This is a genomic window from Streptomyces sp. IMTB 2501 (assembly GCF_001953885.1).
GTDB lineage: Bacteria > Actinomycetota > Actinomycetes > Streptomycetales > Streptomycetaceae > Streptomyces.
This window is the reverse complement of record NZ_MQUS01000004.1, coordinates 103,943-127,958: the sequence shown is the minus strand read 5'-3', so window position 1 is coordinate 127,958 and position 24,016 is coordinate 103,943. Positions and strand designations below refer to the sequence as shown.

Genomic DNA, 24,016 nt, shown 5'->3' with positions numbered 1-24,016 from the left:
AGCCGAACGGGGCAGATATCAGGTTTAGAGCGGTATGCCGTCGCAGCCGGCGTCGCCGTGGCGGTGCCGCTGCTGATGCCGGACAGGAGCCCCAAGGAGCCACCGCCCGCCGCGCTGGTCGTCCCGGAGCGCTGGCGCGCGAGTCAGGTGTACGACGCGATCGACGAGGCCCTCGTGCTGCCCCCGCGCAGCACGCGTGAGTCCGGCGCACAGCACAACGCGATGAACGTCTACCAGGCCCTCACCATCGCCGGCACCGTCCAGGCTGAGGCCGACGCCGAGGCCGCGACGCGGGCGACATGGGCAAGGTCGCCCAGGTTGTCATCAACGGGCTGGAGTGCGGAATGTCGCTGCAGATGGGCTCGGCGATCAACTACGCGCCAGCGCATGGGCCTGCCGCCCACGCCGATCGACAACCCCGGTGAAGGGTAAGCCGGGAGACAGCCGCTGCACCGCCGAGTGTGCGACGCATCCGCGCAGCGTGGTGGACTTCAACGCCGTGCGCCAGGGCGCGGTGCGGGCGCAGGAACCGTCCGAGAGCCCGGCCGGGCCCGCGCTCGCGGTCCGCTGAGGCCGTGGGACGTCACGCGGCAGCCGGCTGATCCTCGGCCAGCAACCGTGTGATGTCCCGGACCGCCGCCCGGCCGGCCCGGTTGGCGCCGATGGTGCTGGCCGAGGGGCCGTAGCCGACGAGGTGGACACGCGGGTCGGACACCGCCCGGGTGCCCTCGACCCGGATCCCGCCGCCCGGCTCGCGCAGCCGCAGCGGACGTAGATGGTCCAGCGCGGGCCGGAACCCGGTCGCCCAGAGGATGACGTCGGCGGTGACGTGTCGTCCGTCGTCCCACGCCACGCCGTCCGGGGTGATCCGGTCGAACATCGGCTGCCGGTCCAGGACCCCGTCCGCGAGACCCTGCCGGACGGCCTCGTTGAGGGGCAGCCCGGTGACCGAGACCACGCTGCGCGGCGGCAGCCCCTGACGGACCCGTTCCTCCACCAGCGCGACCGCCGCGCGGCCTGCCTCCTGGTCGAACGGACCCTCGCGGAACACCGGAGGCCGCCGGGTGACCCAGGTGGTCGCGGCCGCGTACGGGGCCAGCTCCAGCAGATGCTGGGTGCCCGAGGCGCCGCCGCCCACGACCACCACCCGCTGCCCGGCGAACTCCTCGGGCCCGGCGTACTGCGCGGTGTGCAACTGCCGCCCGCGGAAGGTCTCCTGACCGGGATGGCGTGGCCAGAACGGCCGGTCCCAGGTGCCGGTCGCGTTGATGAGGGCCCGGGTCGACCAGGTGCCGTCCGACGTCTCCACGAGCAACCGCCCGCCGTCCCCCTCCCGTACGGCTCGCACGTCGACCGGCCGCCGTACCCGCAGGTCGAAGGTGCGCTCGTACCGGTCGAAGTACTCGCCGATCACCTCCGCCGAGGGCCGCCCGGGATCGGCGTCCGTCAGTTCCATGCCGGGCAGCGCGTGCATCCCGTGCACCTTGCCGTATGTCAGTGAGGGCCACCGGAACTGCCAGGCACCGCCCGGCGCGGGGGAGTGGTCGAGGACCACGAAGTCGCGGTCGGGCGCGAATCCGCTGCGCCGCAGGTGATGGGCGCTGGACAGCCCCGCTTGACCAGCGCCGATGACGACAACCTCGACCTCGCCCGATTCGTTCACGCTTCTACCAACCGGAAGCCGGGCGGGGATCTTCCCGGGCGGGGTCCGCGGGGCACACGCCCTCCCCGGACCGGCACCCGCCCACCGGTTCAGGATCGATCTCCAGCCGGTCGGGGGAACTGTCGTGTATCCGGTCCGCGGGCGCCCAGGACTGAGCCGAGGAGTCCCGGGAGATCGTGTGCAGACGGATCCCGAAACGGACCGTACGGTCCTCGCGCTCGGCCGGCTTGTGGATCCAGTCGATCTTCCCCTTTACCCTGGTCCGACGGTTCGCCCCAGGTCAGATACACGTCCGCGGGCGGGCGGCAGCGCGGTCAGCCCGCCCTCGCCCCGGTGCTGGGCGCCGTCGAAGCCGTACGGCTGCCCGCGCCACAGCAACAGCCGCCCCCGCGTCACCCGCTGATGCGGGCCGCCATCTGCAGTCGGACGGTCGCCTCGAAAGCCTCCTGCCTCAGCGCTTGGCCGGAGTCGTCGACGGCGGCAGGTCGCCGTTGAACCGCGTGTCCACGAAGCCGCCGAAGTCCACCTTGTTCGGGATGAGCTTCAACTCGGTGAAGGCGTCGGCGATCTGCTGCTCGGAGGCGACGAGCGGCTTGTCGACGGCGACCGCGACGCGGGTGGCGTTGGTCCGCTTCACCGAGGCCAGCGCCACGTCGTACGGCAGCCCGGTGTCCTTGGCCCATACCTTCGCCCACTCCTGCTGATGGCTGTAGACCCAGACCTGCGCCCGTCGCAGCCGGGTCAGATAGTCCTTGACGACGGCGGACTTCTTCGGGTCCTTGAGCGCGGCGGGCGCGGCCACCTGGAAGGTCAGCCCGTTGGTGATGCCCTCGCCCGTGGTCAGCACGCGGCCCTGCTTGGCCTGCAGGATCTGGGAGGTGTACGGGTCCCAGACCGCCCACGCGTCGACCTTGCCGGAGGTGAACGCGGCGAGGGCGTCGGCCGGCTGGAGGTACTTGACGTGTACGTCGGACAGGCTCAGCCCGGCCGCCTTGAGCGAGGCGATCAGCTGGTAGTGCGCCGACGAACCCTGCGCCACGGCGATGGACCTGCCCTTGAGCCGGCCCGGCCCGGTCAGCTTGGAGTCGTTCGGCACGAGGATCGCGTCGCCCTTTGAGGTGCCGTGCCAGGCGGCCACGACGGAGATCTTCGAGCCTGCGCCGGCGGCGAAGACGGGCGGGGTGTTGCCCACGCCGCCGATGTCGACGGCCCCGGCGTTGACGGCCTCCAGCAGCGGCGGGCCGGAGGTGAAGGTCGACCACTTGATCTTGTAGTTCAGGTTCTTCAGCTCGCCGGCGGCACGCAGGATGGCCGCCGAACCGCCCTTCTGGTCACCGACGTTCAGTGTGACGGAGCCCTTGCCGTCGGTTTCGGTGCCCGTACCGGCGGACGAGTTTCCGCCGCACGCGGTGAGCAGGAGGGCGAAGGGGAGGAGCAGCGCGGCGGGGACGAGTCGTCGGCGCATGGGGGTTCCGTTCGTGTGCAGGGGTGTGCAGGAGTTTGATGGGGTTCAGGCGGCTGCGCCGGCGGTGTCGACTCCGAGCCGTTCCAGCAGACCGGCACGCAGGGCGGCGAAGCGCGGGTCGGCGATCTCGCGCGGCCGGTCGAGGTCGATGGACTGCTCGTGGGCGATCCGGCCGCCGTCCATCACCAGGACGCGGTCGGCGAGCAGCACGGCCTCCTCCACGTCGTGCGTGACCAGCAGCACGGCGCAGCCCCGGCGCTGCCACAACTCACTGACCAGCCGCTGGGCCTTGATCCGGGTGAGCGCGTCGAGGGCGCCGAACGGCTCGTCGAGGAGCAGCAGATCGGGCTCGCGCACCAGGGCGCGGGCGAGCGAGGCGCGCTGGGCCTCGCCGCCGGAGAGGGTCTTCGGCCAGGCGCCGGTCCGGTGGCCGAGGCCCACCTCGTCCAACGCCCGGTCGGCGACGGCGCGTTCTGGCTTGCCGGGCAGTCCGAGCAGGACGTTGCGCCACACCTTCTTCCAGGGCATCAGCCGGGGAGCCTGGAAGGCGACGGCCCGGCGGCGCGGTACGAGTGCGGTGCCCTGGATGTCGCGGACCAGCCCGGCGAGGATGCGCAGCAGCGTCGACTTGCCGCAGCCGCTGTGGCCGAGCAGTGCGACGAACTCGCCGGGAGCGATGTCGAGTCGGAGGTCGTCGATGACGGCGCGGTCGTCGAAGGAGCGGGTCAGCCCCTCGACGTGGACCGCGTGCGCGGTCACCGGCCGGTGAACGTCGGTCGCCATTGCAGCAGCAGCCTTTCGAGGGAGCGGACGATGAAGTCGGCGAGCAGGCCGAGGAAGGCGTAGACGATCAGGCAGACCACGATCACGTCGGTCCGCAGGAAGTCCCGCGCCTGCACCATCAGAAAGCCGATACCGGCGTCGGCGTTGACCTGCTCGGCGAAGACCAGCGCGAGCCAGGCGATGCCGAGCGAGTAGCGCAGCCCGGTGAGCGCGCCGGGCAGTGCGCCCGGCAGCACGACGTGCCGCACCAGACCCCACCGGGAGAGCCCCAACGACTCACCGGCCTCGATGAGTTGGGCATCCACGCCGCGGATCCCGGCGTACACGTTGAGATAGAGGGGGAAGGTCACGCCGAGCGTGATGATGGCGATCTTCGGGGCCTCGCCGATGCCGAACCAGATGATGAACAGTGGGATGAGACCGACGAACGGCACCGTCCGCAGCATCTGCACCGGCGCGTCGACCAGGTCCTCACCGCTCCGGAACAGGCCCGAGACCAGGGCGAGTCCGGTGCCGATCACGGTCCCGAACAGCAGGCCGAACGCGACGCGCCGGAGCGAGGTGCCCATGGCCGACGGCAGCGAACCGTCACTCACCAGGTCCCAGCCGACCTGGGCGATCCGGCCCGGCGAGGCCAGCACGTCGGCCGTCAACACGCCTGTGGCACTGAGGGCTTGCCAGAGGGCGAGCAGCAGGATCGGGCCCGCGGTACGGCGCAGCCAGCGCGGGATGCGGAGCCGGCGGGAGGAGGCGGGGACGACGGGCTGGAGGTCGAGGGGGCGCCCCGTTCCGGCATCCTTGGAGATGGATATACCGGAAATATCAGGTTCTGGAGAGCTGGGTGGGGCATGGCTGATGCTCATGAACGCTCCACACGGAAGTGGGAAGAGAGCGGGGCGGGGAGTCGGCTCGGTGGCCGGCACGTCATGCCCGCCTCAACGGCAGGTCACGGACGCGGCGGTAGCGGAGCCGGGAAGAAGCGGGAAACGGAGAAGGCCGTGAAGGGCGTCAGCGGCCGCGGCGACACGCGGCGGAAGCCACCCGCAGCAGGTCGATATGACCGCGCGTGGTGAGCAGGGCTGAACGCAACATGCGCCAGAACGTAGCCAGCCCGCTGCTCCATGGTCAACGGTGTCTCGATCTGTGGACCTCGCGTATCAGGAAACGGTTGTGCCGCAGAGTGTGAAACCCGGCGTATGGGCCAGGATGGGCGCATGCCAGATGCCTTCACCACCCGAACGCTGCACGTCGCCACCGGCTCCCGGGAACGCGTCGTCGACCTCACCGCCGACTGCGAGGACTTCCTGCGGGAGGCGGCGGCCGGCCGCGACGGTCTGCTCAACCTCTTCGTCCCGCACGCCACCGCCGGAATCGCCGTGATCGAGACGGGCGCCGGCAGCGACGACGACCTCCTCGCCGCCCTGCACACCCTGCTCCCGGCCGACGACCGCTGGCAGCACCGGCACGGCAGCCCCGGTCACGGCCGCGACCACGTCCTCCCGGCCATCGTCCCACCCCACGCGACCCTCCCGGTCATCGCCGGCCGTCTGGAGCTGGGCACCTGGCAGTCGGTCTGCCTCGTCGACACGAATGTCGACAACCCCAACCGTCAGGTGCGGCTGAGCTTCCTGGCGTGACTGCCTTCCGAGGAGCAACTTTGGCGGTCGCCCGACGGCCGAGAAAGGTGAACGCCGTCCTACGCGTGACGGAATCAGTGAGTTCGGGGTGCCTCGTCCCTGTGTATGTGTCACGTGGTGTTGATGTGATCTCGATATCTCGCATGTGGAGTGCGTGGCGATTTTTGAGCCGGTAGGAAAGAGCGCCTGGCCTGAGGTTCTGCGTGCGCGGGTGCTGAGCGTTCAGGACCCGCCCTCAGCCCTGGTACGGGCCTGGGGGCGGATGGGCGTGGAAGGTGAGCCCGGTGATTCGGCCTGATTGGATGACGGGGCCGTGTTGAACGCCGCCTTTGATGTCGTTGTGTACGGTCCCAGCATGCGTCGCCGGGGTGGCGGTGAGCCGCTGCAACGAGGCGAGCAGGATGCGCAGTTCGCCGCTGGGGATGGATCCGGCTTCGACGAGCTGTCGTAGGTGGACCTGGCACTGCGGGGCGTAGGAGGAGCTCGCAGAATCCGGCGCCACACTCGCCGCGGCGAACGGCTGAGTCCGCTTAGTCGGCCTGGCGTGCCAGGGGCTCGGCGACGGCCTCGCGCCGACCTGAGGGCGCACCGGATACTGGCCGAGCTGCTGGCCGAGGTTCTGATCGCCGTCAGCTGCTCCAAGAACTTCGACCTCCACGGCGACCGCACCGGGTGTGTCATGGTCGTGGGATCGTCGGGGAGGGCGCTGAGGCACGACGAGACGGCACTCCAGAACGCCGTGCGCACCCTGTACTCGATGCCGCCCCGGCTCGGCGCCGTCGTTGCCACCGTCCTGGAGGACGAGCGGCTGTGGGCCGCGTGGCTGGGGGAACTCGATGGCATGCGCCATCGGATCTCGGCCAACCGCGCGGACCTCGTCGCCCGTCTCCGTGCGCTCGGCCACGGGGAGCAGGCGACGTCGCTCGTGCGGCACAAGGGCATGTTCTCGATGCTGCCGTTCACGCCGGACCAGATGCGCCGGCTGCGTGGGCAGTTCGGCATCTACGGCACGACATCGAGGCGCATCCATCGCGGGTGTCTCCGCGCACCGGATCCGATACCTGACGCAAGGCATCGCCGCCGTCCTTGAGACGCCTGGTATGCCTCCGAGGGTGTCGGGCGGCAGGGGAGGGGCGGGCGTCGAACCGGGTGGTGAAGGCGATGCCGGCCGCGTACTCGGTGGGCAGGCACTGACCCTTGGTAGTGGGCGCCGCCGGTCGCACCGACCGGGCGACTTCACATCCTGTCGCCTCGACTCTGCTGTGTGTGGGTCGCAGGCCGGTCTCTCATCCGTGAGAGGGAGGCCTTCCGCGCGTCCGGGACTGCTGCAGCCGGGCCGCGAGCTCTCCCGGCAGGACGTCCCGGTTTGCCGGAGTGAGCTGGACGACCTCGATGTCGGCGCGCCGCTTGAGGGCGTCGGTGAACGGATCGCGGTGCGTGTGGACCGTGGCGACGACGTCGACCTCTGCGACGAACAGCGCGTCGACCGCGTGACGGAACGCCGTGCACGTCAGTTCCATCCGCCCCAGCTCGTCGATGAGCACCAGCCGCCCTGTCGCCTCCTCGGTTGCCGCCGGCCGAAGAGACGGCAGCGCCAGTCGTTCCATGACGCCCGGGTCGACGCCGTATTTCCCTACCCGTGGCGGACCGGGCAGGTCGACATGGGCGAGCACTTCCCGCCGGCCTGCAAGGGTCTCCAGGGCGAAACCGACGCGGGCGCCGGACTGCCGGATCTCCTCCGTGGTGAAGCCGGTGGCCGCGTGGGTGGGCAGCAGCGCGGCGAGCCGCCGCAGGGCGGTCGTCTTGCCCGCGCCAGGGCGGCCCTCTAGCAGGATCCTTGTCGGCACACTGCCATCTTCCCCCGCTTCCGGAGACGGCCCGGGTGGGCTCGGCCGAGCGGGGGTTTTGGGGTGCAGACCGGTGCCGGTGCCACCGTTGCGGGTATGGCGGCGCGCATGAGCGGAATTGAACTCAGCAGCACCGCGTTCGACGACAAAACGGTGATCCCCCGTCGGTACAGCGGGGAGGGCGAGAACATCTCACCGCCCCTGACCTGGTCGGGGGTGCCCGACGAGGCCACGGAGCTGGTGCTCCTGTGCGAGGACCCGGACGCGCCGGGCACGACCTTCCTGCACTGGCTGGTGACCGGCATCGATCCGGGGACCACCGGGGCGGCGGAGGGCCAGAAGCCCCAGGGGGGCCTGCCGTGGCCCAACGGCTTCGGCCGCGTTGGCTGGGGAGGGCCGATGCCTCCACCGGGGCACGGGCCGCACCGCTACTTCTTCCGCCTGTACGCCCTGTCCGAGCCGCTGCCGCTGCACGACCACCCGGGCGCCGAGGATGTGCACCGTGCCCTGAAGGGCAGGGAGCTGGCCTCCGGCACCCTGGTCGGGACCTATCAGCGCTGAGCGCGTCACCGCTGGTCGTAGCCATGGGCGCCGTACAGCCGGACGAACCGGGCCGCGGTGACCGTCCTGCGGTGCACCAGCTTGTGGGCCCACCGCTCGCACAGCTCGACATGCTCCTGCCCGCCGTGTCCGATCGGCTGGACGAGCCGGCCACCGGTGCGGAGCTGGTCCACGAGCGGCTCAGGCACCCGCGGGAAGGCCGCGCAGACGATGACGGCGTCGTACGGGGCACGGGTCGGCAGCCCGAGGATCCCGTCGCCGAGTACGACTCGGCATGGCCGACACCCTGCCCGGCCGGCCGCAGGCGGGCCTCGTCGACCAGGTCGGGCCGGCGCTCGACGCTGACGACGTACGCGCCCGAGCGGGCCGGCAGCGCGGTCTGCCAGCCGTATCCGGTCCCGACCTCCAGGACCTGTTCGTCTCCGGTGAGGCCGAGAGCGGAGACCATCATGGCGATCAGCGAGGGCTGGGTGGTCACCTGCCCGTGGGGGAGCGGAGCGGGCGTGTCCCGGTAGGCGGATGCCACCTCGTCCGCGGGGACGAATTCCGCCCGGGGGATGCTCCGTACCGCCTCCAGGAGACGGGCGTCGGTCACGCCCACGGCGGTGGCTGCGCGGACCAGGTCTTCGGGGGCCCTTCATGGGCCATTGTGCCGATCGGCCGTGGGGGTGGCGCCGGCGGCCCCGGTCGTGGTGCGTTCCGGAAGCCGCGCGGCGTGATCGTGCTCGCCGCCCGACGTCTCCTCGTTGCTCACATGCATAGCGCCGTTCTCGCAGTACTCGTCGGGTGCCGGAGGGAGTACCGCAGCGGGTTGGCCACCGCTGGCACGCCTGCCGCCCAGGTCTTGGGGGGTGATCGAAACGTCCGTCTCCACCACGCCACTCATCCGCCGCGCTTCCGCTCCGGCCCAGTGTCGGCATGTCCCGCGCGCGGCGCGATTCGGGGCGGTCGGGCGCACGGGGCGACCCGTGATCCGGGAGGCGTAGCGCGTCGGCGTCAGGACGGGGTCCCCGGGTCGGTGTACCGCAGCAGGGCGCCCACGCCCTCGTACAGCCTCAGCTCGCTCTCCGGCACGACGACCAGCTCGGCACCGGTGCCGACGAGGGCCCGGACGAGAGCCTCGTCGGCGCGTTCCTCGCGCGGGGCCCGCACGCCGAAGGACATCAGCTCCGCCTCGGTCAGGGCGAGCTGAGTGGGCTGGGAGCCCGCCCAGAGCCGCAGCGAAGACACGGGCGGTCGGTTCAGCAGCAGCGCCGCGACCTGGCCGCGCTGGAGAGCGGCGACCGTGGCGGCCAGCCCGTCCGTCATGGGCCCGTCCAGAGCACGCCGGCCGATGAAGATGTCCACGAGTTCCCGGTCGTGCGCGGCCATGCGGCTGCGGAAGACGCCGTCGAGCTGCGGCTCCAACAGGGCGCGTCCGGTGTCGGTGGGGGTCCGGCCGCCCACGCGTACGACCTTGTCCCGCAGGGTGTGCGGCAGGCGGCGGATCAGTACGTTGCACGCCCACTCGTCCCCGCCCACCACGACGGCGTCGGCATGGGCGCGCCGCGCCCGTTCGTCCAGCCGGTGACCGAGCCGGACGCAGGCGCGGTGCCAGGTCGCCACTTCGACCCTGCGGTGCAGCCGCTCACCCGGGGTGACGGTGGACGCGGGCCAGGTGCCGGTCTCCGCCTCCAGAGTTACCCAGCCGTGGGTCTCGGCGGTCGGAAGGCCGCCGTAGAGGACGACTACGGCCATGTAGGGGATCTCCGGAAGGTGCTGGGTGACCAGGGGCATCGCGTCAGGCAGGGTGCTGTAGCGCGCGGAGTCGTGCTCGGGCGGCCTGGGCAACTCCCCGTCCAGGACGAGCGTGCCGTGGGCGGCGAAGATGGCCTGACCGTGCGCCCCCGGCACCTCTGTGTCGGCGCCGACCACCTCCTCCAGTACGTTCAGCAGTGCCCGCTCCGAGCCCTGACGGGACAGACTCTCGCGCAGCCGCCGCCAGCGCAGCGCGATCGCCCGCTCGGGATGCTCGACGTTTCGGGAGGTGTCCAGGTACACGGAGGCGAACGGGCCCGGCTCCGCGTAGAGGGGTTCAAGGAACGACAACCTCATCGCCACTCCTCGTCGGTGGTCTCCCCTCCCTTGATGATGCGCGCCCCCGGGGCGATGGAGCTCGACGAGCGCACAGCGGTGCGGAACGCGGGGCGGTCAGGCGCCGGCCGGCAGCAGTCGGCCTATCGTGAGCATGGTGGCGGCGACCAGGCCGTCCGGCACCGCCAAGCCGCGGGCCGGGACAGCAGGCCGCTGAGCAGCCGCGCTCCGTAGCCGGATGAAGGAGCGGTCTGCGTGGGGGCACCGGATTGTGGCGGGGGCCGCCTTGCCCCAGGTCAATACCGGATTCCGGGCCGTATGCGACAGACCGAGCAGCGCGTCCGTGAGCTGCGGATCCAGCACGGGCCCACCATCGCGCGCTGGACCGCGAGTACAGCGGGGTGATCCGGCGGCCGTCGGCTCCCGAACGACCTCGGTTGAGACTGCCCCGGGACCGCGGCCTCCCATCGTTGCCATGGATCACTCGTTGGAGCTCCGGCAGGTCTATCGATAGCGTCGGGGTTGCCTTGACGGAGGTTGGCGGACACGAGTGTCGACAACCTCCGTGCGAGGGAGCGTCGGAGGTCTTCGGGCAGTCGCGGAAGGTTTCCACCGGCCACCTTGGCCTTGCTCCCGCCTCGGTTTGGATCTGCTTCTTGACCCTGTCGTCGGTGATGTTGGGAACGGGACGGTCGGGCTGCCACGTTGTGGTGGAGGCCGGTCACCTTGGTGAGCCGCCTCCCGCCCCGCCACGCGCGTCGCACGGGGCCGCGCCGAGGGGTGCTGCCGCACCTCCGCCGGGCGCGCCACTCGGAGCCACGCCGGTCGGCACGCCGCTGGGCGGGGCCCGCCCGCACCTCCTGTGCCGCCGCCGGGTGCGGTTGAGGGCGCTGCTCCGCCGGTGGGCGCGCGAGAGGGTGCCGCGCCGCCGGGGGCCGTCCGCGCCGCTGCTCCCGCTGCCGCCCGCGGAAGTTCCCGCAGACGTCCCCGTGGACGTCTGCGGGCTCGTGGCCTTCGCGACGAACGCCGCACGGCCAGTCGGTGCCGTCGCCGTCCCCGTCGTACCCCTGCCGCCGGCTGCCGAGGCCCCTGCGGCGGCGAGTCTGCTGCCGAGGAGCCCGCGCTCGCGCCGCTGCCGCACGCCGTGCCCGTCGGTGCGAGTGCCGTCATGGGCGCGGCCGGACCTCACGTCGCGCACCTGCTCGTCGCGCGCCCTCCGCTTTGTCTTTCAGTGGGCTTGGCAGTCGACGAGCCTTGGCCAGGTGCCGGCCGTGCAGGAGTTGTGAGCAGGGTGAGAGATCGGGCCGCTGCGGGCAGCCGATGACCCCGGGCGTACCGGCCTCGACAGCCGGTGTACGGCCGTAACGGTTGTGAAGCGCTTGGGGAAGGACCGGACCGAGCCCTCCCGGGTGGCCAACGGCAATGCCATGATGGGGAGTTATGGCTGAGGGGGATGGTGTGGCCTACCGGGAGATCCGTGTGCGCCTGGACGGGACCGCGAGCGAGCGGGACGTCGCGGCGCTGAAGAAGTGGCTGGAGCGCGAGCCGCCACTTGAGACGCGGGTGCACGAGGGCCTCTTACAGATCCATGAGCGGCCCCGCACGGACGAGGGCGGTGCCCCGATGGGCGTGGGCATGGACATCGTCCTCGCCCTGGTCGGCGCGGGTGCAAAGACGATCTTCGACGAGGTGTTGTCCCAGGTCAAGCAGGCGGTGGAGGCCTGGAGAAACAATCGCCGTGAGGTGGAGGACGGCGATCCGCCGACCAGCAGCGTCGGACCGGTGCACCCCGACGCGAGGTAGTCCCGTGGAGCCCTTCGACCCGCGCGGGCAGGTGAACCGGGCGCTGCTCGTCGGCGTGTCCGACTACGACAACACTGAGCCGCCGCACGGGGTGCCCGGCAACCTGCCGGCCGTCCGGCACAACCTGACCGAGCTGAAGCGCGCGCTGCTGCGGGGCGGTGTGCTGAGCGAGGCGGAGATCGTCGTCTCCGACTCGCCCACGCAGGACGAGTTCGTCGACGCGCTGCACGCCGCCGTGGATGAGGCCAGAGGGCTGCTGCTGGTCTACTTTGCCGGGCACGGCGCCATCCCCAGTGCGGCGGACGAACTGTTCCTGCAACTGCGCAACGCGCGTGTCATCGCGGGCGATCACGCCGTGTTCCGTAGCTCGGAGATGTTCACCGACGTGCTCGGCGTGCTGGGCAGCGCCAAGGCGCATCACGTGGTGGTGGTCCTCGACTGCTGCTTCGCGGGCAACGCGGCCCGGCTGTGGGAGGCCGAGGCCGGTCGACGGCGCGCTCTGCTGCTGATGAGCGTGCAGGCCAACCACCGCGTCGACGCGGGCGACGACGCCTCGCCGACGCCTTTCACCGGTGAGCTGGTCCGACTGCTCGACGAGAGACGGGAGTGGGGATTCCAGGACCTTGCCGAGGCAGTGCGCGCCAGGATGAAGGAGGTGGGCCACCGGACGCTGCGCGACGCGAAGTGGGAGCCGCAGAGCAGGGCGGAACCGGAGGCGGACGTACTGCTGGCGGTGGCCACAGGTCCGAAGAGGGGGCCGGACCCGAAAGAGGAGCCCAAGTCCAGGTCCTCTCACCTGCCTTGGTGGCGCAGACTCCTCAACGCCATCCGCAACGCCGGCGCCGCCGTCCTCGCCACCCTGGCCGTCTGGGCGCGCGCCGCCTGGACCTGGTTCCTCGGCCGCGGTGTCCTCGGGCGCATCATCGCCATCGCCGCCGCACTCGGCCTGCTCGTCGGCCTCGTCATCGGCGGTGTCACCGTCTTCGGCGCAGCCCGCGTCTCCTGCGCCCCGCCCCTGGAAGTGCGCGTCCTGACCGACCCGGACCTGGAGACGACCGTACGCACGGCCGCGAACGCCTATCTGACGGCGCAGGAGAACACGACCGGTGAGGGCTGCCGTCGTACCGGCATCACCGTCTACAGCGCCCGTGCCGCCGACGCGGTCAACGCGTTGCGCGAGCAGACCGACGCGTGGCAGCAGCCGCGTGACGAGGACACCAACCCACAGCGGGACGTGGGTCCACAGCCGGATGTCTGGATCCCGGCCTCCGCCACGGACGTCGCCCGGGTCACCGCCGAACAGGACACGCGCGCGTACGCCCAACTGTTCCCGGACAACGGCCCCTTCGCGTACTCACCGCTCGTGCTCGCCGTGCCGCAGAAACTCGCTGCCGGTACGACGGACACCGACCGGGTCGGCAGCCCGCTGGTCCGTTTCATGGACGACCTGCGCTACAAGGACAAGGCCGCCGAAGTGCGCCGCGCCGACCCGGAGTTCACTGATTCCGCGCTGCTGGCGACGGTCGGCCTGTACGGTACCGGGACGACCGACGCGGCAGCGGCTGAGCAACGGGTCGCCCAGGCCGGACCGCCCTCGTCCAGCGCCGCCGACTTGTTGTGCACCCTCCCCAACGACAACGCGGTGGACAACCGCACCGCCGCCCTCGCCCCCGAATTCCTGATGAAGAGCGGCGTGGGCTGCGACCGTACGACGCGGGTGCCGCGTGTCGCCGAGTACCCCGACGACGTACCCGGCCTGACCCCCACCTTTGTAGGGGTCCGCTGGCAGGAGGCAGACCGCGACACGCAGGCCCGCGACGCGGCTGTCGCCGGCTTCCGCGCGTGGCTGACCGGCAGGCAGGGCCTCGCCGCGTTCGCCGACGCCGGCTTCCGCTCGACCGGGGCGGGCCACGCCCTGCTCGACACCAAGCACGTCGGCAGCGGGATCGTGAGCCTCCCCGGTCCGCTGCCCGAGAAGACCGGGCAGCAGGCGATGGACACGGTGCTGACGGAGTACCGCGGTGCCAACGGACCCGGCCGGGTGCTGTTCCTGCTGGACAGTTCGGGTTCGATGGGTGCGTGGTGGGACGGCCCGAGCGGCGGCCCCGGCCTCGTGAAGCAGTCGCTCGTCGGACTCGGCGACCAGGACGAGTACGGAGTGTGGGCGGTGGCCGGCACCGACGGCGCGGCCGACCACACCGTCCTGCTGCCCTTCGGCCGCCATCGTCGTACGGACGCCGAGCACACCATCGACAGCAGGGCCGGCGTGCAGGACGCCGAGGCCGACCCGCACGCGGCGCTGCTGGCCGCGCTCGACGACATGGCGCATCGCGGCATCGACGACGACCATCCCCAGCTGATCGTCTACATCACCGACGACGAGGACAACAACCGCCTCACGGGCTCCAATCTCGACGACGTACTGAAGAAGGCACGCGCGGTGAACGTGCCGGTCGCCATGGTGTCCCTCGCGGGCGGCGGCTGCGCCGCGGGCAAGGCCGACGCGCGGGTCTCCCAGGCGAGCGGCGGGCGGTGTCTGGACGCCGGCGGCGACCTCGGGGCCGGCCTCAAGGACGAAGTGGCGCACACCGGGACGGGTGAGGGCTGACGGGACGGGTGAGGGCTGATGAGAAACGCAGGTGCGTCGATGGTTCGCCGTCTGACCGTCCTCCTCGCGTTGCTGCTGCCGGCCGCCTGCACGAGCGGAGGCGGGAACGGGACGACCACGACGCCCGCCGACACACCCGGTGAGATCGTGGTCGCCAGCGGGCGGGACGTCACCGGCAAGAACGGCATCCGCCAGCAGCTCATCGACGCCTGGAACCGGCAGCAGGAGAAGGAGGGCAGCAACTACCGGGCCCGCCTGGTGGAGCTGCCCGGCTCCAGCGACGAACAGCGCAGCCAGCTCCTGGGCGCCCTGCAGTCGGGCAGTGCCCGCTATGACGTCGTCAACCTCGACGTGACCTGGGTACCGGAGTTCGCCGAGGCACATCTCGTGCGCGCGCTGCCCGACTCGGCGATCGACACCGGTGATGTCATCAAGTCCGTGGCGGACACGGCACGTTGGGACGGCAAGGTGTACGCGGTGCCGTTCAACAGCGACGTCGGACTGCTCTACTACCGCCGCGACTACCTCAGCGAGGCCGGAGTCCAGCAGACCGACCTGAGCGGCGGGCTCACCTGGGACCGGTTGCGGGAGCTGATCGACAGCATCGAGGGCCATCCGCCGAAGGGCTACGAGAAAGGCTGGACGACGCAGCTGGCCGGGTACGAGGGCCGCACGGTCAACGGCATCGAGGCGTTCGCGTCGGCCATTCCCGACTTCGCACTCACGAACTCCTCCGGCCGCTACACCGCCACCGTCGACCAGCTGACCGCCGGGGTGGCCGAACTGCGTCGCCGCACCGAGCCGGCGTACACCCTCGACAACGCCGTCCACTCCGACGAGACGACCTCACTCAGCGACTTCGCCGCTGGCAGGACGGCCTTTCTGCGTCACTGGCCGTATGCCTACCGCACGCTCTACCAGACCTTCGACACCGGGCAGCTGGGCGTGGCTCCGTTGCCCGGGCGTGCCGTGCTCGGTGGCCAGAACCTGGCGGTGACGCAGGCGTCGGAGCGGCCCGGCAAGGCGTCCGAACTGATCAGTTTTCTCACCGGCAAAGAGAGCGAACGCTGCTTGCTGGACGCCGGTTTCGCCGCCACCCGGCAGAGTGCGTACGTCGACGACGGCGTGGCCTGCGCGTCCGCGAGGCCCTCGGGCACCGGACCGAAGACCACGCCCTCGGCCTCGCCGACCGGCGAGCAGACCGACCGCATGCCCCGCGACACCGCCGGCCGCCCCGCCTATACCGGCGCCATCCTCCTCCCGGCCCTCCAGCACGCCGTCCAACGCCCCCGCACCCCGCTGTACGGCGCCTTCACCCAGACCTTCGACGCCCAACTGGGTCCTCTCTTCGGCTCCAGTCCGCCGAGCGATGCGGAACTGGCGAAAAGTCTGGACCGGGCGTTGCGGAGGGCACTGCCGAACTGAGAGACACGCGCGTGTGCCGGCGCCGGTGTTGAGCGCTGCTCCACGTGTGCGCGTGCGCCTCACCGCCACTCAGCCCCCTGCCGGCCCACCTCCGCGTGCCCCCGCACCAGCGGCCGCCGGCCGCCCGAGCGCGTGTACCGATTGGGGCCGATGCCGCGGACCGAGAGGGGTGGTGACGCCGCGCAGCGTGATCAGCGGGGCGTTGCCCGTGGCCACGAGGCAGAATCCGAGGCCGACGAGAGGGGTGACGACCGCGGCGAAACCGGTCAGGGTCTCCTCGCAGGCCTCGCAGGCCTCGCAGGCCTCGCAGGCCTCGCAGGCCTCGCAGGCCTCGCGGGTCTCGCAGGCCTCGCGGGTCTCGCAGGCCTCGCGGGCCTCGCGGGTCTCGCGGGCCTCGCGGGCCTCGCGGGTCTCGCCGGCCGCCGGCACCTGCATCCGCGGCCCGACCCGGCAGCCCTGCCGCAGGACGGGCTCGGCGGACCGGGCGATCGCCTCCGGGACGTCGGCGTACCGCAACCAGCGGTCGCCGTGCCGCACGGCATTGGCCTGTGCCACGGCCGAGGCGCCGCTGATGTAGATCTCGGGCCGGCCGCCACCGTGGAAGCCGAGGCCCAACCGGGCGTCCCTGCCCCGGCAATGGGCGCCCTCGTAGTCCAACGGCGTGTCCGGGGTGCGCCAGAACCGGAGGGCGACGTCCAGGAACTCCGCGACGCGGGCGTAGCGCTCGTCGTGCGGGCCGAGTTGGGCGAAGCGCCGGAACCCGTCGATGACGACGGTGCTTGGGAGACCGAGAACGGGCGTTGGCGGCGGCGCTTGTGGGGACGGCGATTGTGGTGACCAAGCGCTACGACTCCTGAACGGGTGCGCGAAACGGACGGAGCGCCGCCGTCCCCTGTTCGAACTCTCCGCCGCGGGCGTGGAGTTGTCCCTCGCGTCGGCGCCACGGCGACCGTCGCTCCTCGGCTGCCCCGTCGCTCATGTGGATGAGGTGTGGAGATCGCCCGAGCCGACAGATGAAAACGGATGAAAGTCCTGAGGGCCGCGTGACGTGGGGCTCTGGGTGCGGCTTTACTGGGCGTTACCCATGGACCATCGCCGGGATCAGGCGTGGCGGGGATCAGGGTAACGGGAGGACTGTCGATGGCTTACGCCAAGGGGTACGACGTGTCCGACTTCCAGTCGGGCACACCGGGGGACGCGGGCTTCGTCTTCATCAAGGCCACCGAGGGAGCGCACACCGAACAGAGCAGCTACAGGCAGAAGTTGGCCGACGCTCGACGCCGCAAACTGGTGGTCGGGCACTACCACTTCCTGCACGCGGAGAACGCGGTCGCGGACGAGGTGGACCACTTCTGCAGGGTCGTCGGCCATGTGCCGCAGGGCGAGTTGCTGGCGCTGGACTTCGAGCCGTACGGCCAGAACGTGAGCGACGAGCACGCCACCCAGGTGAAGAACCAGTGGCTGGCTGCGGTGAAGCGGCACTATCCGGACAACCGGGTCGGCCTCTACATCGACCGTGACTTCTGGTTCCGGACCGATGACAACGCGGGTGACTTCCTCTGGATAGCGGACTACGTCACACCGGGCGCGCCCAGGATCCGGTCCCCGTGGAAGTTCCACCAGTACACCGACCGGCCGATGGACGTCGATGTGTACCACGGCACGATGCAGGAGCTGAGGGAGTGGGCGGGCGCCGCGGCGGCGCAGCCGACCCCCACGCCACGGCCGCACCCTCAGCCCACACCGCACCCTCAGCCCACGCCGCATCCGGGGCCCCAACAGCCCTGGAAGGGACTGCAGTTGGTTTCGCGCGCCGAATGGGGCGCCCGCCCCTGGCGGGAGCCGAACGGGTCGATCCCGTACCACGAGCCGCGCAAGGGTGTGAAGATCCACTACCTGGGCACGCCCTACACATTCGGCCCGCATTCCACCTGCGCGGCCTATGTGCGCCGCATCCAGGCCGGGCACATGGACTTCGACAAGTGGTCCGACATCGGCTACAGCTTCGTGGTCTGCGAGCACGGCGTGGTCTTCGAAGGCCGCGGGCTGCAGCGGCGCAACAGCGCCAACGGGAACGTGCCGCTCAACGAGGCGCACTACGCGGTCTGCGCACTGGTCGGCGCCTCCGGGTCCACCAGGCCAACCTGGGACCAGCTCAACGGCCTTCGGGACGCGATCGAGTACTGCCAGAAGCACGGACCGGCCGGTCCGGAGATCAAGGGCCATCGGGACGGGTACGCCACCGACTGCCCCGGGCCGGTGCTCTACGCGTGGGTTCGTGAGGGGGCACCGCGGCCGTCGGGTTCGGGCACCAGCCCCACGCCGAAGCCCCAGCCACAGCCTCAGCCCAATCAGCCGACACGCCGTCAAGTCACCCTCGGTGGGCTGCAGTACGGATTCGGCGCCAACGGAATGCACGTCACCGCAGTCGGCCGGGCGCTGGTCGCCGCCGGATTCGGCAAGCACTACCACGACGGCCCCGGCCCGGAGTGGACGGACGCGGACACCCTCAACTACGCCGACTACCAACGCAGTAAGGGCTTCTCCGGCGCTGACGCCGACGGCGTACCCGGCGAGCGGTCACTGCGCTCCCTGCTGCGCGGGGCGATCCCGCTCGCCACCGTCGCGCACACCAAGGTGGTCGACTCGGCACGGCAGGACCCGGGCGCGCCGCAGGGCGGAACCAGTAACCCGGACCATGTCCTCACGGTCGAACTCGCCCTGGCCGACGAGGGGTTGCTCGATCGCAGGTGGGTCGACGGCTCCTTCGGCACCAAGACCGTCACCGCCTACTCGGAGCTCCAGAAGCGCTACGGCTACACCGGGATGATGGCCGACGGCATCCCCGGCAAGGACTCGCTGACCAGGCTCGGCCATGCGCACGGCTTCGCCGTCGAGTGACCTTCTGCCACGAACGACTGAGGATCCGTCATGTATCAGATAGCCCTGTCCCTTTGGCGTACCTTCGTGCCCTACCTGGTGGCCTTCGTCGTGCTGCAGGCCGCACGGCTGGGTATCCATCTGGACAACGCCACCGTGAACTCCGCTCTCACCACCGGCTTCGGCACGGTCTACTACGCGGTCTTCCGTGTGCTGGAGCACCGCTACGGCGCCCGCTGGGGCTGGTTCCTGGGAGCGGCCAGACCTCCGGCCTATGCGCCCAAGGGAGCTCCCGCCACCGGCAGCCACGCGATCGACTACACCAAGCTGCCCGAGGGCGGCTGAGCTGACATCTTCTCAAGTGGCTTTGATCTCCACAGAGTTGTGAAGGCGGTTGGGGTGAAGCGTGCAGATCTCCGTCTCCGGTCGGGAATGACCAGTACTGACCGGATGCGGTCCTTGACTGGCGCGTAACCGTACCGTGAGACTCATCCTGCGTTCAGGCACCAGGGACTTCATGTGCAACCAGCGCAACACCCCGCGGTACGGGTGCCGCGGGGGATGCGACGGGGGAATCAGGTAACGGCCGCACCGGGCCTCTCCGGTGCTCGTATGTCGTGACTCAGTACGCGTTCGGCCGCGGCGACAGCGCATTCGCGCCGTCGGCCGGCTTGCGTGCGTCTTCCTCCTTCTTCGTGTCCCCGGGTGCGACAAGGGAATGGAGGGGGAATTGACGACGACACCGACCTATCCCGGGGTCTACATCGAGGAGCTGCCCAGCAGCGTCCGCACGATCGGCACCGTGACCACTTCGGTCACCGCCTTCGTCGGCCGCACCCGGCGGGGACCGGTCGACCGGCCAGTGACCATCACCAGCTTCGCCGACTACGAGCGGCAGTTCGGTGGCCTGGACCCGCAGAGCCCGGTCAGCTACGCCGTGCAGCAGTTCTTCGTCAACGGCGGCACTGTCGCCGTCATCGTCCGCGCGGTGGCGGCCGGCACGGGCAAGTCGGCCACGGTGACACTGCATTCGACCGAGAGCAGCACCGAGACCCCGGTCCTGGAGGTCACCGCCGAGCAGCCCGGTGCCTGGGGCGCGAGCCTGCGGATCTCCGTGGACTACGACACCACCGCTCCCGAGAGCACCTTCAACCTCCGGGTCTTCGACGTCACCGGCGGCGTCAGCGAGTTCTTCTCCGGGCTGTCGGTCAAGGCCGGCGACCCCAACTTCGCCGAGACGGCGGTCAACGGTGGCTCCGACGCCATCAGGGTGAAGGTCCTCGCCGAGCAGCGCCCGGATCCGGTGGGCACCGTGTCCAAGCCCTTCGCGGCCACCCTGCCCGACCTCACGCAGCAGATCGAGGTCAAGATCGGGACGGTCCAGCGCACCTTCCGTGTCTACGACGCCGGGCAGGACGGCAACGCCCCGGTCACCGTCACCGACCTCGCCCTGCTGCTGGAGCGCAAGCTGCGCGCGCTGCCCGACGCACCGGGCCGGCGGGTATTCGCCGGGACGACCGTCACCGCCTTCGGCAACCGCCTGCAGATCGTGGCCGGTTCCAACGATCCGGCCGACACTGTGCGCTTCGTCGGCGAGGCCGCCAACAACCTCGGCCTGGAGGCAGGCGTCAACCCGCCGGTCTTCGCGCTCGCAGGCGGCGAGGACGGGGGAGCACCCGGCCCGACCGACCTGATCGGCAGCGAGCCGGAGAAGAGCGGCATCCAGGCGCTGCGTGATGTGCAGGACGTCAACCTGCTGGTTCTGCCCGAGATTTCGGCCTATCCGAACATCGAGGACCAGCTCACCGTGCTCTCGGCGGCGCAGGCGCTGGCCGAGGAGAAGCGGCTCTTCGTCATCGCCGACGCCCCGCAGACCTGGTCGAGCGTGGACGCGGCGCGGGCCGGTCTGTCCGCGTTCGACCCGGTGCGCAGTAACCATTCGGCGCTGTACTTCCCGCAGCTGGAGCTCATCGATCCGCTCACCGGCCGGCTGCGCTCCTTCCCGCCGTCCGGCACCATCGCCGGGGTCTACGCCCGGACCGACGCCGCCCGCGGGGTGTGGAAGGCGCCGGCCGGGACGGAGACCCCGCTCTCCGGGGTGCGGGCGCTGGGCGTCAAGCTCACCGACAAGGAGAACGGGCTGCTCAACCCGCTCGGGCTGAACTGCGCGCGGAGCTTCCCGGTGGTCGGCCCGGTGGTGTGGGGCGCCCGGACGCTGGCGGGAGCGGACGCGCTGCAGTCCGAGTGGAAGTACATCCCGGTGCGGCGGCTGGCGCTGTTCATCGAGGAGAGCCTCTACCGCGGGCTGCGGTGGGTGGTCTTCGAGCCGAACGACGAGCGGCTGTGGTCGCAGATCCGGCTCAATGTCGAGGCCTTCCTGCAGAAGCTCTTCCAGCAGGGGGCGTTCCAGGGGACGACTCCGCGCACGTCGTACTTCGTCAAGTGCGACAGCTCGACCACCACGCAGGCCGACATCGACCGTGGGGTGGTCAACGTGCTGGTCGGCTTCGCTCCCGTGAAGCCCGCGGAGTTCGTGGTCGTCCAGATCGAGCAGATGGCCGGGCAGTTCGAAGCCTAGGTTCAGGGGTTAGGAAGCAGCTTTCATGGCCGAGTTCACCATCAACCCGCAACGATTCGACCCCTACAAGAACTTCAAGTTCCTGGTGGTCTGGGACGGCCGGGTGGTCGCGGGCATCAGCAAGATCAGCCCGTTGAAGCGGACCACCGAGGTGGTCAAGCACCGCAACGGCGGCGACCCCAGCTCGCCGCGGAAGTCCCCGGGCCGCACCGAGTTCGAGGCGATCACCCTGGAGCGCGGGGTCACCCACGACCCGGAGTTCGACCGCTGGGCCAACAAGGTCTGGCAGGTCGGAGCCGGTCCGGGCTCCGAGGTCTCGCTTGCCGACTTCCGCAAGGACCTGGTCATCCAGGTGCTCAACGAGGCCGGTCAGGTGGCCGTCGCGCACAAGGTGTTCCGGGCCTGGCCGAGCGAGTACCAGGTGCTCGGCGAGATGGACGCCAACGCCAACGCGGTCGCCATCCAGAGCCTCAAGCTGGAGTGCGAGGGCTGGGACCGGGACTGGTCGGTCCCGGAACCGCAGGAGCCGTCGTACACCAATCCCGCGTAGCCGACAGTGAGTTCGGAAGGTTCGGTCGGTGCGGCCGCCCTGCTCGCCGTCTGGGAGGCGGGGCTGGCCGCGGGGTACGCCAAGCGCGCTCTGCTGCTGCACTCCGCCGCCCGGCCGTCGGCGGGCAGCGAGGAACTGCTGTCCGTCCCGGTCGGGCGCCGTGACGCCGATCTGTTCGCGCTACGGCGTGAACTCTTCGGGGAGCGGCTGGAGGTGCGCGTGACGTGCCGTCGGTGCGGCGGGGAGATGGAGTTCGCGCTCGGGGTGCAGGACGTGATCGGCGCCGGGGCCGCCGAGGTCGCGGACGGACCGCTGGCCGTCGAGGCCGACGGCTGGACGGTGCGGTTCCGGCTGCCGACGGCCGGGGACCTGGCCGCGGTCGAGGCGTCGCCCTCTGCGGCGCCCGGTGCCGAGCTGGTCGCCCGCTGCGTGCTGCACGCCGAACGTTCCGGAGCCGAGGTGGCGGCCGACGCACTGCCCGAGCATGTGCGGCAGCGCGTCGCCCAGGCCGCGGCCGAGGCCGACCCGGGGGCCGACGTCCGGCTCAACCTGGCCTGTCCGGACTGCGGTCACGCGGCCACCGCCGAACTGGACATCGGCTCGTACTTGTGGGCCGAACTGGACGCCTGGGCGCGGGGCACCCTGCAGGACGTCCATCTGCTCGCCGGCCACTACGGATGGAGCGAGTCCGAGATCCTGGCGCTCAGCCCGCTGCGGCGCCGCTACTACCTGGAGCTGTGTGCGGATGCCTGACCACTTCGACCGCCTGGTGGGGCGGGCCGTTCCCGCGGCCGCGCCTGTCGGCGGCACGGACGGCGCGGCGGACGCCGGTGTGGTGCGGGTGCGCCCGCGCCTGCCGGGTCCGTTCGAGCGGATGGACGCCTTCGGGGCGCGGATCGAGCCGTTCGGACAGGACTTCGAGGAGCGGGTGTCGGCGGAATCCACACGGCGGACCGAGCCATCCGGCCTGCACCACAGGCCGGTTGAGACTGCTCCGCGTCGCGACGTGATGCCGGTTCAGGCGGGCCTCCAGCGAAGGCCGTTGGCGCTGCTTGAGCAGACCGCGCCGCAGCGCGGGGTGTTGATGCCCGCCGCCGTTCCGCAGCCCGCCACCGAACCCGCCGCACGGCCGGCCGGGCGTACCTCCGGGGAGGGCGAGCGCGACGACACGACGCGGCGACCGCGGGCCGTCGGGCAGCAGGCCACCAAGTTGACGGTGCGCCGTGAGCCCTCCGAGGCCCGCCGGGAGGCCGCCGCACGCCCCGCCGTCGTCCCCGCCCAGACCGCGCGACCCGTGGCACGTCCGGCCGGGCCCGCCGGCGGACGCCAGTCCGCCCGCGACAACGCGCGGCAGCGCCCGCAGGAGCGCACCGTGCACATCAGCATCGGCCGCCTGGAAGTACGCGCCGCGGGCCGACGCAACGACGCCGACGCACGCCCGCGCGAGCGGGCACCGCAGTCCGGTCGGCAGTCGCCCGTCCTGAGCCTGGAGAAGTACCTGTCCCGAGGGGAGGCCCAGCGATGAGCAACACGCTCGCCGTGGCCACGGTCACCGAGGCGCTGCGCCAGCAGATCGCGCAGTCACTGGCGCCCGACATCCCGTTCGCCGTCGACGTCGCCGCGCGCAAGCCGCCCACGGACCCGCCGGCCGAACCGACGATCACCGTCTTCCTTTATCAAGTGACGCCCAACGCCTCGCTGCGCAACATGGACGCGCCCACCCGTGCGGCCGACGGCACCGTGCTCACCCGGCCCTCGACCGCTCTCGACCTGCACTACCTGATCAGCTTCTACGGCGACGAGGCCGAGCTGGTCCCGCAGCGCCTGCTGGGCTGCGTGGTGCGCACCCTGCACGAGAACCCGGTGCTGTCCAAGGCGATGATCGAGGCCGCCGCCGAGCAGCCCTACCTCCAGGGCACCGACCTGGCCGACGCCCCGCAGCGGGTGCGCTTCACGCCCACCGCGCTGGACATCGACGACACGTCCAAGCTCTGGGGGATGCTCTACCAGAACAACACCCCGTACGCGCTCTCCCTCATCTACCAGGGCATCGCCGTGATGATCGACGGTCGTTCGACGCCGGTCGAGCCCAAGCCCGTGAAGACCCGCACCGTGCACGCCGTGCCGGAAGCCGGCTGAGCGG

24 protein-coding genes and 2 pseudogenes are annotated in these 24,016 nt (G+C 71.1%); 15 read left to right on the top strand and 11 right to left on the bottom strand.

Translation table 11 applies throughout. The annotated features are described in order from the left end of the window. The first annotated feature begins 75 nt into the window (after positions 1–75). Both AV521_RS09020 and AV521_RS52605 read left to right on the top strand, forming a co-directional pair. Positions 76–432: a hypothetical protein gene (locus tag AV521_RS09020; RefSeq protein WP_371917007.1), complete on the top strand. Its 357-nt coding sequence runs from the start codon at positions 76–78 to the stop codon at positions 430–432. Continuing rightward, on the top strand, positions 422–571 hold the full coding sequence (locus AV521_RS52605; protein ID WP_371917006.1) for a hypothetical protein: 150 nt from the start codon (positions 422–424) through the stop codon (positions 569–571). Before AV521_RS09020 ends, AV521_RS52605 begins: the two co-directional genes overlap by 11 nt. Positions 572–583: 12 nt before the next feature. Here the strand turns inward: AV521_RS52605 and AV521_RS09015 are convergent, their stop codons facing one another. The 5 genes from AV521_RS09015 to AV521_RS52600 form a co-directional block, all read right to left on the bottom strand. Beyond that, positions 584–1,663 carry an NAD(P)-binding domain-containing protein gene (locus AV521_RS09015; protein ID WP_076086075.1) on the bottom strand — a complete coding sequence of 360 codons (1,080 nt, stop codon included), beginning with the start codon at positions 1,661–1,663 and terminating at the stop codon, positions 584–586. Between the two features lie 451 nt (positions 1,664–2,114). Further along, positions 2,115–3,128: an ABC transporter substrate-binding protein gene (locus AV521_RS09010; RefSeq protein ID WP_076086072.1), complete on the bottom strand. Its 1,014-nt coding sequence runs from the start codon at positions 3,126–3,128 to the stop codon at positions 2,115–2,117. A gap of 45 nt (positions 3,129–3,173) precedes the next feature. Further along, positions 3,174–3,911, bottom strand: a complete 738-nt coding sequence (locus AV521_RS09005) for an ABC transporter ATP-binding protein (RefSeq protein ID WP_076086069.1) — start codon at positions 3,909–3,911, stop codon at positions 3,174–3,176. Next, positions 3,884–4,774: an ABC transporter permease gene (locus AV521_RS09000; RefSeq protein WP_076086066.1), complete on the bottom strand. Its 891-nt coding sequence runs from the start codon at positions 4,772–4,774 to the stop codon at positions 3,884–3,886. Before AV521_RS09000 ends, AV521_RS09005 begins: the two co-directional genes overlap by 28 nt. Before the next feature lie 145 nt (positions 4,775–4,919). Beyond that, a complete protein-coding gene (locus AV521_RS52600) occupies positions 4,920–5,003 on the bottom strand; it encodes a putative leader peptide (RefSeq protein WP_313884353.1) in 84 nt (27 codons plus the stop codon). Positions 5,004–5,125: 122 nt separating this feature from the next. Between AV521_RS52600 and AV521_RS08995 the strand changes: the two genes are divergently transcribed. Both AV521_RS08995 and AV521_RS08990 read left to right on the top strand, forming a co-directional pair. Then, complete coding sequence (locus AV521_RS08995; RefSeq protein WP_076086063.1) at positions 5,126–5,548, top strand: YjbQ family protein; 423 nt, start codon at positions 5,126–5,128, stop codon at positions 5,546–5,548. Between the two features lie 544 nt (positions 5,549–6,092). After that, positions 6,093–6,638, top strand: a complete 546-nt coding sequence (locus tag AV521_RS08990) for an aminotransferase class I/II-fold pyridoxal phosphate-dependent enzyme (RefSeq protein ID WP_076086060.1) — start codon at positions 6,093–6,095, stop codon at positions 6,636–6,638. Between the two features lie 196 nt (positions 6,639–6,834). Here AV521_RS08990 and AV521_RS08985 read toward each other — a convergent pair whose 3' ends face one another. Continuing rightward, entirely contained in the window at positions 6,835–7,395 is a 561-nt protein-coding gene (locus AV521_RS08985; protein WP_076086057.1) for a nucleoside-triphosphatase, read from the bottom strand. A gap of 108 nt (positions 7,396–7,503) precedes the next feature. Between AV521_RS08985 and AV521_RS08980 the strand changes: the two genes are divergently transcribed. Next, positions 7,504–7,956 carry a YbhB/YbcL family Raf kinase inhibitor-like protein gene (locus AV521_RS08980; protein ID WP_076086700.1) on the top strand — a complete coding sequence of 151 codons (453 nt, stop codon included), beginning with the start codon at positions 7,504–7,506 and terminating at the stop codon, positions 7,954–7,956. A gap of 5 nt (positions 7,957–7,961) precedes the next feature. Here the strand turns inward: AV521_RS08980 and AV521_RS50615 are convergent, their stop codons facing one another. The 4 genes and pseudogenes from AV521_RS50615 to AV521_RS52595 form a co-directional block, all read right to left on the bottom strand. After that, complete coding sequence (locus AV521_RS50615) at positions 7,962–8,168, bottom strand: hypothetical protein (protein ID WP_256725491.1); 207 nt, start codon at positions 8,166–8,168, stop codon at positions 7,962–7,964. 146 nt (positions 8,169–8,314) lie between these two features. Further along, positions 8,315–8,551 (bottom strand): annotated as a pseudogene (locus tag AV521_RS50610) (protein-L-isoaspartate O-methyltransferase); the annotation flags it as partial. 401 nt (positions 8,552–8,952) lie between these two features. Further along, the gene (locus AV521_RS08970) at positions 8,953–10,050 is read right to left on the bottom strand and encodes a hypothetical protein (RefSeq protein ID WP_076086054.1); all 1,098 of its coding nucleotides are present in this window, start codon (positions 10,048–10,050) and stop codon (positions 8,953–8,955) included. 96 nt (positions 10,051–10,146) lie between these two features. Further along, positions 10,147–10,265 (bottom strand): annotated as a pseudogene (locus tag AV521_RS52595) (amino acid transporter); the annotation flags it as partial. Between the two features lie 1,204 nt (positions 10,266–11,469). On the opposite strand from AV521_RS52595, the gene AV521_RS08960 reads away from it, so the two are divergent. From AV521_RS08960 to AV521_RS08950, 3 genes are read left to right on the top strand one after another with little or no spacing between them, the layout of a single operon-like run. Then, positions 11,470–11,832 carry a hypothetical protein gene (locus AV521_RS08960; protein ID WP_076086048.1) on the top strand — a complete coding sequence of 121 codons (363 nt, stop codon included), beginning with the start codon at positions 11,470–11,472 and terminating at the stop codon, positions 11,830–11,832. A gap of 4 nt (positions 11,833–11,836) precedes the next feature. Beyond that, entirely contained in the window at positions 11,837–14,440 is a 2,604-nt protein-coding gene (locus AV521_RS08955) for a substrate-binding domain-containing protein (protein ID WP_107480861.1), read from the top strand. Between the two features lie 39 nt (positions 14,441–14,479). Beyond that, complete coding sequence (locus tag AV521_RS08950) at positions 14,480–15,865, top strand: extracellular solute-binding protein (RefSeq protein WP_076086045.1); 1,386 nt, start codon at positions 14,480–14,482, stop codon at positions 15,863–15,865. 69 nt (positions 15,866–15,934) lie between these two features. Here the strand turns inward: AV521_RS08950 and AV521_RS50605 are convergent, their stop codons facing one another. Beyond that, the gene (locus tag AV521_RS50605) at positions 15,935–16,633 is read right to left on the bottom strand and encodes an LLM class flavin-dependent oxidoreductase (RefSeq protein WP_107480860.1); all 699 of its coding nucleotides are present in this window, start codon (positions 16,631–16,633) and stop codon (positions 15,935–15,937) included. Between the two features lie 372 nt (positions 16,634–17,005). On the opposite strand from AV521_RS50605, the gene AV521_RS08940 reads away from it, so the two are divergent. The 7 genes from AV521_RS08940 (at position 17,006) to AV521_RS08910 (ending at position 24,012) form a co-directional block, all read left to right on the top strand. Beyond that, on the top strand, positions 17,006–18,766 hold the full coding sequence (locus AV521_RS08940) for a peptidoglycan-binding protein (RefSeq protein WP_076086039.1): 1,761 nt from the start codon (positions 17,006–17,008) through the stop codon (positions 18,764–18,766). A gap of 30 nt (positions 18,767–18,796) precedes the next feature. Beyond that, positions 18,797–19,090, top strand: a complete 294-nt coding sequence (locus AV521_RS08935) for a hypothetical protein (RefSeq protein WP_076086036.1) — start codon at positions 18,797–18,799, stop codon at positions 19,088–19,090. 385 nt (positions 19,091–19,475) lie between these two features. After that, positions 19,476–21,323, top strand: a complete 1,848-nt coding sequence (locus AV521_RS08930) for a phage tail sheath C-terminal domain-containing protein (RefSeq protein WP_256725482.1) — start codon at positions 19,476–19,478, stop codon at positions 21,321–21,323. Positions 21,324–21,348: 25 nt separating this feature from the next. Further along, positions 21,349–21,873: a phage tail protein gene (locus AV521_RS08925; protein WP_076086030.1), complete on the top strand. Its 525-nt coding sequence runs from the start codon at positions 21,349–21,351 to the stop codon at positions 21,871–21,873. A gap of 6 nt (positions 21,874–21,879) precedes the next feature. Further along, positions 21,880–22,626, top strand: coding sequence for a hypothetical protein (locus AV521_RS08920; protein WP_076086028.1), 747 nt, complete (start codon positions 21,880–21,882; stop codon positions 22,624–22,626). Further along, positions 22,619–23,398 (top strand): hypothetical protein, encoded by a 780-nt coding sequence (locus AV521_RS08915; protein WP_076086025.1) that lies wholly within the window; start codon positions 22,619–22,621, stop codon positions 23,396–23,398. The genes AV521_RS08920 and AV521_RS08915 overlap by 8 nt, the downstream gene beginning before the upstream one ends. Continuing rightward, positions 23,395–24,012: a DUF4255 domain-containing protein gene (locus tag AV521_RS08910; protein WP_076086022.1), complete on the top strand. Its 618-nt coding sequence runs from the start codon at positions 23,395–23,397 to the stop codon at positions 24,010–24,012. The genes AV521_RS08915 and AV521_RS08910 overlap by 4 nt, the downstream gene beginning before the upstream one ends. Positions 24,013–24,016 lie beyond the last annotated feature (4 nt).